Source organism: Modestobacter caceresii (assembly GCF_000761485.1).
In the GTDB taxonomy this organism is placed as follows: Bacteria; Actinomycetota; Actinomycetes; order Mycobacteriales; family Geodermatophilaceae; genus Modestobacter; species Modestobacter caceresii.
Genome location: NZ_JPMX01000066.1, coordinates 1 through 13,677 on the forward strand (window position 1 = coordinate 1; position 13,677 = coordinate 13,677).

Consider the following 13,677-nt stretch of genomic DNA (forward strand, 5'->3'; position numbering starts at 1 on the left):
TGGCCGAAGACCTCGACTCCGACAAGTAGCCGATCAAATACCCAACACCCTCTGAGGCGCGTCATGGTGGAGCCGAACCACGATCTCGCTGGGCGAAACCGACTCGACCGTGCCGATCGACTGGGAGGCCGCGAAGGTAACGGGCTTGGTCATCAGATCGTCATGGCAGAACCGGAGGGGGCAGGACGGTGGCGCCCGTGGCAGCGGCGCTGTCCGTGCCGTAGTCAGCGGTGGCCTGACGGATGCGCGAACCCCGCTCGGCATACAACGCTTGCGCTTCGAGGAACTCAAGCGATGCGATAGAAGGGATGAACCCTACGATCTTGTCGAGCGCTCCTACATCCGGACCGATCAACTCAGTTGTCTGATCTGGAGGGTAGTAACCCTGCTTGAAGGTTTCCAAGCCTGAGAGCGGATCGCGGGAGATCACGACGAGGTGCGTCGAGGGAATCGTAAGCATGTCGGTAATGACCCGGTTGATGTGACTGTCGCCGAAGCCGTACCCGTAAGTGAACAGGACGGCGTTGGGCCGACAGATGGAGGCAGCGAGGTCTCGGAACAACTCCGCGTAGGGGTAGGCGAGCGTCTCGACGTCCTTGGCGGGGTTCGGATATATGACTGCCGTCTCACTCGGTTTGGTCGGAAACGAAGGATCGGCGCTATCTGCCCCGAAGCCAAGAGGTGCCTTCGTGATCAGCCGATTCGCCGTTCGCCAGTCCACAGACCCGTGAACCTTGCCGTACCGGACGACACCTTCCAGAAGTCTGGGCTCACCCCGAATGCCAGGCGGTGAGTAATGCATGTCGAGGTCGAGCCTGGACGCTGAGAAAGTTGGCTCAAGCGTTCCGACAAAGCGGTCGATGAGCCGCACGCCCAGCAGATCCGCAGCGAACTCCAGCAGCCGGTCGTAGTTGGTGGTAAACAGGTTGAGCCGGTCGCGTCCGGCGGCTCGGGCGCTGAAGGGGAGAAGGAACCGCTGGAGCAGGTTCGCAACCTCTCGCGCTTCCGGTGATTGGGCCCGGTGACCATCTCGGACGGCACGCTCGAACGTCAGCACCTGACCGATGAACTTTGTCATGGCGGCGTCCACAGCGTCTTGCACCTCGTGAGCCTTCGCCTCTTCGCCGAGTACCTCATAGCCTTGAATGAGGGACAGCGCAGAGCGGATCTCGTCTTCCAGGTTTGGATCGCGTCCAGCGATTTTTGCCGACCTGGCCGCATGCGCCTTGATGCTCTGGGTCGCTTCCCCGGCGTCCAGGGACTGCTTCATTGTCGGGGGCCATGCGTTCAAGACAGCGCCAACGGCCATGCTGAGACCGTTACCTACGAGCAGGGTCACGTGCTCAATCTGAAGCAGCGCCGCGAACCATGACTCGATCTTGCGCTGCTCAGTGGGCGTCAGCGGCTCAAATGGTGGGCCTCCACGAAGGATCTCCTTGCCCAGTCGCAGACCTGGCAACGGTTCCGCGTTTCCGTCTGGCATGCCCTGACCCTAGGACGGCGGAGGCCACCTGTGGGGAGGCGGGCGGGCTTACCTTCGGTGGCCGGATACCCAAGGATGCGGGCGCGTCGCCTCCTGACTGCACGGGGTCATTCCCCCTGCTTGTCATAGACCTGTTGCAAAAATGCTAGGACCGGGGGGATGTCGTCCGGGGACTTCATCTGCGTATGGATGTACCTAGAGGTGCCGCCGACCACGCCTCCGGCGCCCACCGGGTGGTGGGCGACGTTCATTCCTCGGATGTAGACGCTGATGTGGTCTCCGTGAACGAGTAAATCGCATAGTTTTTTCTTGCGGTAATACTTGATCGACTTGACGCGCGACTGCCGCGTGATGTCCGCCGCGAGGCCCATCAACGCCTCGTCGAATGACTCCCACACCGATGTGAGTGCCTCGCTGAGTTTGCCGGTGTGCACTGCTAGCGGAACTTCGGCCGCCGGTGGTAGCGAGGCGGCCAGTTCGACCAGGCTCTGGCCCGCCTCGTTGATCCAGTAGAGCGGGCCCTGTACCTGCGATGTCCTGCCAGCCGCCTCCTCCAGGATGAGTCGGGCGAGGCCGGTCGGTGAGTACGACTTGCCGTCGGCTTCCCAAACGAGTGGAGCAGAGACGTCGTCCTGCCAGGTGGCGACGCGGCGTCCGGGCGCGGCGTCCAACCATTCGTCCATCTGGGCGTGCAGGTCGGCCGAGGGTGCTTGGAACTTCAGGTGCTCCCCTGGGCTGAGCACGTCCGCCTCGATGAGTCTGGCGACCGTCGAGATTTCGCGCTGCTTGCTCTGCTTGGTGCTCTTCGCCTTTTGCGCCTCGTTGACCTCCGGGGATAGCACGAACTCCTCGATGCCCGGCGGAGGGTAGTGCTGGGAGACAGTGATTAGCACGTCGTTAGCGGTCTGGTAAGCCTGGAAGACGAGCAGTTTGATGTCGAGGCCGAGTTGCTGGTGTAGGAAGACCACGGTGGCGGTGACCGTCTGCGGAAAGTCCGAGGCCATCAGGATGACCGTTGGCTGACGTAGGGACTCCTCCGTGATGGTCGCCCAGGCGTCGAGTTCTTCGGCTGCCTGCTCCACGCTGACGTCGGTGCCCGTCTGCTTGGACAAGTAGCGGGCGTGGACCTTGTCGAGGTCGACGCGAGTGAATCGGGACACGAGCGCGGCGTACTTCAGCGCCTGCATCTCGACGGTGTCGGGGGCCTTATCGCGCTTGAGTTCGACGACGATCAGGTGACCGTCACTGTCCAGGGCGAGGACGTCGAGGCGGTCCTTCTCTTTCTCCCCCGTGTAGCCGGTCCAACTGCCGAACTCGAACGCGACGATTTTCACTGAGGGTCCGAGCACCTGCGGGTGCGCGATCACCCACTCCTGAAGGTGCTGTCGCTCCTTCAGCCCGGCGTCAGCGAGGCTGATCGGGGTTGCCGCTACGGCCGACGCTCCGGTGACCGTGAAGACCAACTCGCCGTTCATGCCCCGCTTCCCATACCCACGTCACGTGTGCCTGCGTGCCATGCCGTCATGAGCCGGTCACCTGCTTAAGCCCCACCCACGATCCGGCGGCGTGCTTGACGTTGGTCTCGGTGGCGAACAGGTAGCGCCATTCGGCTTCAACTTCGCCGCTGTCGTTGACGTGCCGGACCCAGCGCTCGGCTGCTTCCTTCTTCGCGAGGACGTCCTTGTCGTTGGCGCGGACGTCAGCCTTGCCTTCGATGAGCCAGTGGACGCCGGTGGTGTCGATGGCGATGAGGTCCGGGATGTAGCGCTGGTTGGCGCCGTAGTTGAGGTAGGCGCCGTAGTTGGGGAGGACGCGGACCCACCAGGTGATTTCGGGGGCGGAGTCGAGGAGGTCGGCGAGCCGGTACTCGGTGCTGTAGGCGTCGAAGGCGGCGGCGGGAAGGATGCTCTTGGTCCAGCCGGTGTAGGGCTTGCCGGGGACGAAGGTGGCCGCGTTCTGGACGGTGTACCGGTCGAGGGTCTCCGTGACCGAGGGCAGGGTGCTAGGCGGGTAGCCGATCGGCTCAATCTTCTCGACGATGCCGCTGGGCCGGTTCTTGTGCTTCTCCCGGACTAGGTGGAGGAACGCGTCGGTCGCGACCTGGACTCGGCGCTGTGACCACTCGGCCGTCTCGGGGTCTTCAACTCCAGCCCCCGCGAGGAAGGCCCGGATGAGGCGCCGGACGGCGTTCTTCTCCTTCATCTCTGGGATGACGAGGCCGCTGTTCAGGACCTTGCCGGTCATCTCGGTGATGAGGTCGATGACCGGCAGCATCTCCTGGCTGGCGGCGATGTCTTCGGCCTGCTTGCGCGGCGTCACGTCGATTGCTTCACCGCGTCGCTCGGCGACGAGCCCGACCCGGTCGAGCGGGCTGGCGATCTCCGATCGGTAGTTCAGCCCACGGAGGCGGGCGTCGTCATCGGCGACGTCGGAGAGGGTGAACGGCTGGGGCTGGATCTGCTTGTCCAGGCGCGGGAAGAGGATCCGGGGGGCGTCGGAGCGCGGGCTCATGTCCTGCTGGAGGAGCAGGACGGCGGCCTCGGCCTCTCGGGCGCGGTCCTCGAACTCCTGGAAGACGAGCCCGACGCTTCCCTCACTGTCGGCGGCGCTGGCGCCGGCGGTGCCGACGCCTTCGATGGTCAACTGGCCGGTGCCGACGATCCCGTCCACACGGGTCACCTGATCGGCGGCTTCGCCGTCGCTCGGCAGGACGAGGTCTTCACCGCCTGTGGCGGTGGCGGTGCCGCTGACCTGGCCGGTGGCGGTTTCGGCGACGACCTTCTCGGCGCGTTCCTTGAACGTCGCTTCCAGCAGCGCGCGGGCGTTGGCGAGGAGGTCGTGGAATCGCCGGTGGGAAAGGACCTCGACGCTGTCGAGCATTGGGACGCCGGTGCGAGAGCCGAACGGCAGGCGCAGGCCGCGGCCGAGGATTTGCTCGGACAGCGCCTGGGACTCCAGCGCGCGGAGGGCGCAGATGACGTAGATGTTCTTGACGTCCCAGCCTTCCTTGAGCATCTGCACGCTAACGATGGCCCGGACCGGGCTGGCCGGATCCTCGACCTTGTCGAGCGCGGCGAGGGACTCGTCGGGGGACTCGCTGGTGACGACGAGGACGGCCTCGTCGGAGCCGAGCATGTCCGGGCCGCGCAGTTCGGAGGCGACCTCGTTGGCGTCGTCGATGCTCTCGCAGACGACGAACATGACCGGGTTGACCGGGTTGCAGTCCTGCTTGGCGCAGTACGCGACGAGAGCCTCCCGCTTGCGGTCCAGCAGGAGCAGGCCGTCGGCCAACTGACGGCGCAGCGTGACCTGACCGTCTTTGCGGGCGACGAGGACCGGGATCTTGACGAACCCGTCGGCGATGGCCGCGGCGAGCGGGTAGTTGTAGATGATCTGGTCGTCGGTGGTGTTCTCCGACGGGGTGGCCGTGAGCCCGATGAGCGCGAGCGGCTTGAGGTCCTTGACTGCAGACGTGAACGCCTTGGCGTTCTTCCCGAAGTAGACGTGGTGCTCGTCGGCGATCACCACGAGGTCGGACACCTGCTGGAGGTGCTCGTAGAGGCTTCCGCCGAGGTTCTCGTCGTGCTCCCGGACCTTGCGGGAGGTGTTCTGGGTGGGCTTGATCAACTGCTGCACGTTGAAGACGAAAACCTTGAGTCGGGTGTCGTCAGCCAGAGCGTGTGCGACCGCGCCGCGATCGAAGTCCTCACTCGTGATCACGAGCGGGTTCGACTCCAGCCCGTTCACGTACTTCGTGTGACCGGGGGTGAAGTTGTTGACCGTCTTCCCGAACACAGTCGACCCCGGGGTCACGATCAGGATGTTCCGGACCCCGGACTCGTACAGGTAGTCCACGAGGGCTGCTGCGATGTAGGTCTTGCCGACGCCGGTGGCCAGGTCGCAGACGCCGTCAAGCGGCTCGTCGGCTTCATCCAGGCGCCGGGCGACGGCTTCGAGGGCGGCCTTGTTGGGGGCGCGCAACTGAAGGCGGGCCGCGACCTCCTCGATGAGGTCGGTGTCCATGGGGATGAGGGTCATCGGGTGGTCTTCCCGTGTGAGCGCACGCGGAGCAGGTCGCGGGGCGCGGTGCGCAGGCGGCTGCCCGGGGACAGGGTCCTGAGCCGATCCTGGGCGTCTTCGGTCGCGGCCTTGGCTACCAGCGTGAGGCGCTCACCTTCGGCGAGGTGGGAGACGAGGAAATCGACCTCGGTGTCTCCGGCGACCCCGTCGACGACCGCCAGCCGCATGCGGCCCTTTCGTCCGCTGAACGGGCGACTCTCTGGGCCGAGGCGCTCGTAGCCCAACTGGGCGCAGACAGCCTCAGCGAAGGCACCGTTGGTAGCCCATTCCGCGAGCAAGATGCCGCCGTCCTCGTCGGTCTCGAACATGGACGCGCCGACCTCCATGACGCGGAAGCCGCCGCCGCCCTGCCACCCGATCGATGCGGTGATGCCCCGGGGATCTTCGTTGTTGACGACCTTCTCCAAGCGCGGACGGGTGTAGTTGGTCAGGTTCGTGGGACTCAACTCGGAAGTCACCCAGCGCCTGCCCATCTTGTGGGCCACGGCAGCAGTCGTGCCTGATCCGGCGAAGCAGTCGAGGACGATGTCACCGGGGTCGGTGGCGATGTGGATGACGCGCTCCAGCAGGCCCTCGGGCTTAGGCGTGGCGAACGCGGGCAGGTCGGGAAACATCTTGCGCAGGTGGTCGCGCTTCGCGGTCATGTTGCTGCCGACTTCGGAGGCAAGCCACAGCGAGCGGGGAACGACCCCGCCCTGCACCTCGGACAGGTATCGCTTCACGATCGGCATTCCGTTGCCGTCCTTGCCGAAGTACACCCGGTCCTCAGCCAGCGCCCGATCGAAGTTCTCCCGCGAGTACCGCCAGAAGACGCCCTTCGGCGGCACGACCGTCCGGCCAGACGGCAGTGTGACCTCGTAGAGCAGTGCCTCGGACCCGGAGCGAGCCGTACTGTCCGCCCCTTGCAGCCACGGTCCTCGGGGGTCGTTGTCGGGGTTGCGGTAGCGCTTCTCCTGCTCTGCCGTGCGTGGCAGAAGGTTCCGCTGCTTGCGCCAGATGCTCTTGTCCTTGGCGACGACGAGGATGTAGTCCTGCACGGTGCTGATGTCGGTGTCGTTGCGGCGACCTGCGTCGGTCTCCCACACGACCGTTCCGACGTAGTTCTGGCGGCCGAAGACCTCATCCAGGATGACGCGGCAATAGGCCATCTCGGAGTCGTCGAGATGCAGCCAAAGGCTGCCATTGTCAGCGAGCAGTTCCTGGATCTGCGTGAGCCGGTCCCGCATCTGGGTCAGCCAGACGCTGTGCTCGACGGCGTCGTTGTAGTGCTCGAACATCTGCCCGGTGTTGAACGGCGGGTCGATGTATGCCAGTCGCACCTTGCCGCGGTATTCAGCCGCGAACTCCGGCAACTCCTTCAGGCAGGTCAGCGCGTGCAGAGCGTCCCCGCGGATGAGCAGGTTGTCCCTCGCGCGCTCAGCGTCCTTGTGGGTCTCGCCGACCGCGGCGACATCGTGCAGCAGCCGGACCTCGCTGACCCTGTAGTCATCCGGTGTCGTCCACTCGTAGGTGTCCTCGCCGTGCGAGAGCAGCCGCTGATCCTTGTTGGTCCAGGTCAGTTCGAGTTGGCCCTTGAGACGCTGGTTGCGGATGGTGCTCACGAACGCCTCGCGTCCGCCGTGGCCTGCTGCACTGTTCCGCCGTCCCTTCGAAGACCAGGCGCCTCCACCGGCGTCCTGTAGAGGGGTATCGGCCGACGCGGGCCGCTCCTGTCCCTGATGATGCTGTCCTACTACGACAGTTCGCGGCCAGGTTCGCTGGGGACCGATTCTCGCCCGCCGCGTCGCGGTGCCGTACAGCCGCGCCGCGCTCCGGCCCCGACCGGTGGAGCCGGAGCGCGGCGGGTCGAGCCACCGACGTGGCTGGCTCGAAGGCTCGGGCCGTCGGTCATCCGGTCCGAGCCCCCGCATGGGGCCGAGGGCGCTGTCATCACCCTAGGACCCACCGTCGAGCCGACGTCGTCGGCTCGACGGGCCGGACGGTAGTCCGGGTCGCCGACAACTCGCGCTGGTCCGGCGCCACGATCAGGCGGTGCGGGGCTGCTGCCTCGTTGGCTGGGGCCTCGCAACGTGGCGTGGGAGAAGGTCCCCGTTGAGGATGTCGCTGGCGATCGCGGCGTCCAGTTCCTTGGCGCTCCACATGAGGTTGTCCAGCCAGATGACATCGCGGCCCTCCTGCTGGAGGGCGTTGTAGTGGCGGGAGGCCCGGGCGATGTGAGTAGCCATCGCGGCGGCTCGGACCCCGATCTGCCGTAGCACCTCTCGGGGCACCAGGACCATGCCGGTCGGGGCGACCACGGTGGCCGGTGCCGCCGCGCGGGCTGCCTCGGCGGCTTCGCGCTCGGCCTGGCGACGGAGCCGCTTGAGGTAAGGGTTGCGCTCCGCGCGGTGAGAGGGGCAGTAGGCGGACGTTTTCCCCGCGGCGGCCGTGGTGTCACAGCATCGGCACCAGCGGGTTCCGTCGGCGGCTTTCCGCGCGATGGCGGTAGCGCGTCCGATCTCCTCCATTGACTGAATGAGATCGCCTGCCGGAGGTCGCGAATCCTCGGGGGTGGACTGGCCCAGTGACACTCCGGCTTCCGTGATCGTCACCGTGCGGGTCCCTTCATCGTTTCCGTCCGGCCGGTCGAGCGCCATGCAAGTGCCGTCGAGTGCCACTTCGGCCAGTTGTTGGACGGTCCACAGCCCCTTCTCCCCCAAAATGGCCACTGGGCCTGCGGATTCGTTGGTCGCTGGTTTCCGCCCGAGCCCGCGCTCGGGTGGTCGAGTGCCATCAAGTGCCATCGGCCACGGGTGGTTCCGGACGGTCCCCGTGGCACTCGATGGCACTTTCGCCGTTACATGTCTGAGCCGGGCGATTTCCTGTTGGTCGTCGGCAGTCCCGCTGACTTCACCAATACGCAGGAGTCACAGATGGTCAAGCACTTCATGTTCCGCGACGGAATGCCTTTCACGTTCGAACTGGCACGCACCGAGATGCTGGTCGGTCACGGCAGCCACCTCGCGCGCTATTGGCTGTTCACGCTGGTGGACATTCACCTGGGCGTGGTCATCAACGCCGTGGTCAGCAACCCCGCGATGTCTTACCCGCCGGAGGACGGATCGGTCTGGGAGTTGCTGGACTTCGTCGGGGAGGACACGGAACTGCTGACGATCAGCATTCCGGATTCCTCGGTCCTGACCGACGACGAGTTGGCCGCGCTGCGGTGGGAAGAAGAGATTCGCGTCGTCCGTCGCAGCCCGGATTCACGGCTGCACCCGGTGCATGAGGCGGCGATCGGTGTGCTGCTGGGTGGACCCGACCTTCACGCCGATCCGGAGACATTCGACGACTGGTTCGAGCACGCACTGGAGGAACTCCGCTCGTACAGCCAGTTCGAGCACACGTTCAGCAAGCAGGCCGCCGGTGGCTACCGTCTGGACGCCTCTTACCGGCAGGCCAGGACAGGCGACGCAAACGACGAGCACAGCGGGCACGATTTCGACCCGTGGTGCTGCGGGCTGGTCCGGCTCCAGACGCTTCAGGCGCCGCGCCCGACCGCGGCGTCGCCGAACAAAGCACTGGTCCCCGTTGGCGCCGGAGACGACGCCTAATGATGGCGAACATCAGCAGTCCGCTGAACTCCGGTCGCGGCTACGAAGCGGTGCCGGGGGGCTACCTCTTCCGGGGGACGTCTGTCCGCCGGAACATTGCAGAGGCTGCACTGAACTCCTACCGTGCGCCACAGTTCGAGGCCGATATTGAGACGGAAAGGAGGCACGGCGATGCGATCCACAGGATTCCTGCGCTGGTTTCGCATTCGCATGGGCGGGCTCATACCCCTGCCCTGACGCCTCCCTATTCGCCTGATCAGTCAGGTCAGGGGCGCCCAACCGTCTATTTGAGCGGAGCGCCCATGACCCCCCATAGCAACATCCCAGAATCCCCCGCCGTCCCAGTTCCGCGGCTGACCATGCAGGCGCTCTACGCCCGCGCCGGACTGCCCGTCCCCATCTACAGCGACAAGCCGACCCAGACCCACGACAGCCGGGCCTGGGACAGCAAGATCGGCGTCCTGACCCACACGATCGCCGGACGGCTGGCCTCAACCGCGCAGACCATTGATGGCCGCGCCCTTCGCGTGCTGATCGCCGAGACGGTCGGCGCGACGGTCAAGGATCGGTCCCTCGGCCGGTTGGACAGGGCCCGGATCCGGGTGACCGGCATGGCCACGCAGTACCTGACCCACTTCGTGCCGCGTACCCCGGCGGTCTTCCTCGGTGCGGAGGTGGCGGCCGGGACTGGCCGCGTGGATCTTGCCTGGGAGGACCCAGACAAGGGTGTCTTCTTCGACGAGATCAAAACCTGGCGGCACGTGCAGGCGACGCTCGACGAGGACACCTGGACTCAGGTTCACCGCTATCTCGACGCGGGCATCGCCGCGTACGGCGACCGGTTCGCCGGGGTCCGTGTGATCACGCTGAGCCACCTGAGGTCCTGCATCCACGTCAGTCCGCAGGGGTTGGTGGAGTCGTTGCACGCCTCGCCTCTGACGCCGGGGGCGTTCGCCCCGAAGGCTGCAGCATGACCGGCTCCCGGCGTGTGGACGCCGCACGGACGCAGCGCGACACCTCGTCGGCTCGGGCAACGCGGCGTCGGCCCAGTTGGTCGGACAGGCAGGCAGCAGTCGCGCAACTGCGCCGCCTGACCGCGGAGGGTCGACCGCTCGGCGCCCACGTGAAGGCCGTCGCAGCGAAGTGGGGTGTGTCTCCGCGGGCCGTCTACACGTGGCTCAAGGACTCCCGGCTCGCCGATGGCAGCCCCAAGCCCGAGCGGAAGCGGTTCGAGCCGACCGTCGAGCACCTGACCGTGGTCGCGCAGGAGCAGGACATGCAGTCCGCCCACGGCCTGCTGGAGGAGGCGGGCCTGGTCACCTGCTCGTACGAGACGTTCGCTCGCGCCATGCGGGAGCGCACGAACCCGACCCTGCTCGCCGCCGCGCTCGACGGATACCCGGGTCTAGTCAACAACCGGGCCTACCTGTCCTGGACTGCGCCGCACCGCAATCACACCTGGCATCTGGACCACACGATCATGGACTTGTGGGTGTGGCCGTCCCACAAGCACCGGTCTCCGATCAAGCCGCAGGTCACCGTCGTTGTGGACGGCTACAGCAGCCTGCTGCACGCGGTGCCGTGGAAGACCCCCGTCAACGGCGACATGGTCGGCGCCGCGCTGGTCGAGTTCGGCACCGAACGCGACTACCTCGGAGTCACCGTCGGCGGCCAACCCGAACAGGTCGTCTGCGACAACGCCGCCCAGCACTTCGGCCCGAGCATGCGAGAAGGCGTTGAGCGGCTCGGCTGGATTCTGGCACCGACCGCCGCCTACTCCTCCTGGCAGAACGGGATCGCCGAGCGTGCCCTCGGGCTGCTCAACAAGCGGCTCGCGAACCGTGCTCCTGGCGCCACCAAGGCCGGGAAGATCCGCACCGGGGCCTCCCGGCACGCCGCCAGGTTACCCAAGGACATCAAGCCGGAGGACGTCCTCGGCTGGTCGGTCTTCTGCGACCTCTTGCAGGACACCGTCAACGAGATCAACACGACTATCCGGATGAAGAAGCACGGCCGGACCCGACTCGACGCATTCGCCGCCGACCCGACCGAACTGCGTCACCTCGACCTTGTCGAGTACCGCACGTCCCTGATGACAAGCGGTGACCTCACGTACATGTGGACGAAGAACGGCCTCAACTTCGACGGCAACTCCTACTTCGGCACGGGCCTGAAGTATGGACACCGGTACCGCATCCGCTACCTGCCGACCAATCGCGACTTCATCGAGGTCTTCGACCTCGACAATGAGTGGATTTGCCAGGCAACGCGGGCCGACTTGATGACCCGGGAGCAGGTTGCTCCGTTCTTGGCCGAACGCGCCGAAACGGAACGAGAGTTCCAGGCCATCGAGAAGGGTGTCATCCACTTCCGCCGCCAGATCGCCGCAGGCAGCCAGGCAGGAGTGACCTACGGCGACGAAGACACCTCCTACGACGGCAGCGAGGACCGCGCTGCGGTCGTGAACCGCCACGACTCCCAGTCGACGGAGGCAGAGCCCGATACCCCCGCGGACACGACCGACTCCAACGACTCATCGGAACCGAAGAAGACACAGGCGGGGTCACCCCGCAAGGGCACCGGAAGGCCACCCGCGCCACGGGTTCCGGCGACGCCTCCCCCGGCGGAAGACGATGCGGCGCGGCAGGCGACCGCACGGCTGGCGGCGAAGTACGGCAGCGCACTGCAGCCCCAGGAGCCCACGGAACCAGGGACGCGGCGCTCGACCGACGCTTCCGCTTGCCCGGTCGACAGCAGCCGCGCCAGTGAGGCCCCCACCCATGACGAAGAGGAGCACCAGTGACCATCGCCCCCCAAGGCGTGCTTCGGCATCAGACCGTAGCGCTCGGCCTGGAGACAGAACTTGTGCAGACACCGTTCTTCGCCGACGGGTACGTGACCGCGCAGGCGGTCCTCAGCGGGAACGACATCGTCGCCTTCGACGGCCCACCCGGCACCGGCAAGACCACCTGCGCCCGGTACGTCGCCCAGAACGCCAACCGGCCCTGTGTTGTCGTCACGATGCCCGGCCAGCCCCGCCCGCTAGACCTGCTCCGCTACACGCACCTGGCGCTCACCGGCGCCCAGCACGTCGGTACCCGTGTCCAGATGCAGGACGACCTCCTCCGCCTCTTTGCGGCATGGGGCGGTGTGCTCATCGTGGACGAGTTGCAGAACACCAAGGCGAACGCTTTGCAGGAACTGGTGTGGCTCTACGAGGAGAGCGACCACGCCTTCGGGCTCGGCATCGTGGGCACTGGCGTCCTAGAAGCGGCTGGAAAGCATCCCCAGTTGCACAGCCGGATCATGGGCGAAGTCACCTTCGGTCCCCTGCGCGGTACCGAACTCATCGACGCGGTTCAGCGCCTCGACGCGCGCCTAGCAGCAACCAATGTGCGTCTGCTCGCCCAGCACAACGAGGCCGCCTGCGCCGGTTTCCTGCGCCGCTGGGTCCAGACCGTCCGGTGGCTCAACCGCTTCGACGTCACTGGCGCCGTCACTGCCGACGACTTTGCCCAGATCCGGCGGAAGTTGCCGCGACGCCTGGCCGAAAACAACTCCTGAGAAGGGCCAATCTTCATGTCATTTCTGATTCCGCTTCCGGCCGGTCAGCCCAGCCGCACCCTGCTGCCCCCGACCGACCCCACCACCGGCGTTGTCACGTTCACCGCACGGCCGACCCGGCACGCCTGGGCCATCGGACAAGACCTGCTCGCCAGCCTCGGTGTCAATCATGACCTCTACGGGTCCGGTCGCCGTCACGGCGAAGACCTCGAATACGCCAGGGCGTGGCTCACCGCCTACGACGCGCGTCTCGTACTGCTCCGGCACGCGGACAACATCGTCAGCACCGACACCTTGGACAACCTGGCCCACCTCTGCGCCGCAGTCGGAGCCGACTTCGTGCTCTCCTGTGACGACACCGGAGGCGGGCACCTGGCTGACTGGGTCAGCGCCCGCGGCGGCACCATCGCCGACCCGGCCACCCTGGATGCGCTACTCACCGAACACGCCCGACCTCCGCGAGTCGTGCCATCGGACACCAAAGGCGACTATCCGCAGTACCTGCCCCGCGCCGAGTTCTACGCCTTCCGCTCCCGCGTGCGCGACGTCCTCCGGCCCGAGCAGTTCACGCTCGTCGACGGGCTCTACCGCGACACCTTCACGGCCATCGCCGACGCCCCGCCGACCTCGGCAGAGAAGGCTTCAGAAGCCCTAACCATGCTGATCGCGCGCCATCGCACGCCGGGGGAAGCGCTGACGATCGCACGGGCGGCTCAGGCCGCCCTCTTCACCCGGGGCCTGCTGCTCAAGGTCCACATCGACACGCTGCTGCACGGCGTCGCCGCCGCCGAACACCGCCGCATGACCCCCGCCGAGGTCCGGTCCCTGCGCGCCTACCGCACCTGCTGGCGCTCGGCCGCTGCCGTCCTCTACGACGCCAACCTCAGCAAGGACCAGATGGGACTGCTGCACGGATCGGTGACAGGTTGGGTCAGGCTGCCTGAGCGGCCAGTGTGG

At 66.3% G+C, this 13,677-nt stretch carries 10 protein-coding genes; 5 read left to right on the plus strand and 5 right to left on the minus strand.

All coding sequences use genetic code 11. The features are described 5' to 3' along the window. Positions 1-160: 160 nt before the first annotated feature. The 5 genes from IN07_RS14475 to IN07_RS14495 all read right to left on the minus strand — a co-directional run bounded on the left by IN07_RS14475 (position 161) and on the right by IN07_RS14495 (position 8,271). Positions 161-1,483 carry an SIR2 family protein gene (locus IN07_RS14475; RefSeq protein ID WP_081975420.1) on the minus strand — a complete coding sequence of 441 codons (1,323 nt, stop codon included), beginning with the start codon at positions 1,481-1,483 and terminating at the stop codon, positions 161-163. A gap of 107 nt (positions 1,484-1,590) precedes the next feature. Then, positions 1,591-2,958, minus strand: a complete 1,368-nt coding sequence (locus IN07_RS14480) for a hypothetical protein (protein ID WP_036336744.1) — start codon at positions 2,956-2,958, stop codon at positions 1,591-1,593. A 46-nt stretch (positions 2,959-3,004) separates the two neighbouring features. After that, positions 3,005-5,506 (minus strand): DEAD/DEAH box helicase, encoded by a 2,502-nt coding sequence (locus IN07_RS14485; protein WP_036336746.1) that lies wholly within the window; start codon positions 5,504-5,506, stop codon positions 3,005-3,007. 11 nt (positions 5,507-5,517) lie between these two features. Then, positions 5,518-7,164, minus strand: coding sequence for a site-specific DNA-methyltransferase (locus tag IN07_RS14490; protein ID WP_052091286.1), 1,647 nt, complete (start codon positions 7,162-7,164; stop codon positions 5,518-5,520). 423 nt (positions 7,165-7,587) lie between these two features. Next, a complete protein-coding gene (locus tag IN07_RS14495; RefSeq protein ID WP_036336748.1) occupies positions 7,588-8,271 on the minus strand; it encodes a hypothetical protein in 684 nt (227 codons plus the stop codon). Positions 8,272-8,403: 132 nt separating this feature from the next. On the opposite strand from IN07_RS14495, the gene IN07_RS14500 reads away from it, so the two are divergent. From IN07_RS14500 to IN07_RS14520, 5 genes are all read left to right on the plus strand, one after another. Further along, entirely contained in the window at positions 8,404-9,156 is a 753-nt protein-coding gene (locus tag IN07_RS14500; protein WP_036336749.1) for a hypothetical protein, read from the plus strand. 359 nt (positions 9,157-9,515) lie between these two features. Beyond that, the gene (locus IN07_RS14505) at positions 9,516-10,130 is read left to right on the plus strand and encodes a hypothetical protein (RefSeq protein WP_036336750.1); all 615 of its coding nucleotides are present in this window, start codon (positions 9,516-9,518) and stop codon (positions 10,128-10,130) included. Continuing rightward, entirely contained in the window at positions 10,127-11,959 is a 1,833-nt protein-coding gene (locus IN07_RS14510) for a DDE-type integrase/transposase/recombinase (RefSeq protein ID WP_081975423.1), read from the plus strand. The genes IN07_RS14505 and IN07_RS14510 overlap by 4 nt, the downstream gene beginning before the upstream one ends. After that, positions 11,956-12,720: an ATP-binding protein gene (locus IN07_RS14515; RefSeq protein WP_036336754.1), complete on the plus strand. Its 765-nt coding sequence runs from the start codon at positions 11,956-11,958 to the stop codon at positions 12,718-12,720. Before IN07_RS14510 ends, IN07_RS14515 begins: the two co-directional genes overlap by 4 nt. Positions 12,721-12,735: 15 nt before the next feature. Continuing rightward, positions 12,736-13,677: hypothetical protein (locus IN07_RS14520; RefSeq protein ID WP_036336756.1), on the plus strand; the 942-nt coding region annotated here is incomplete at its 3' end.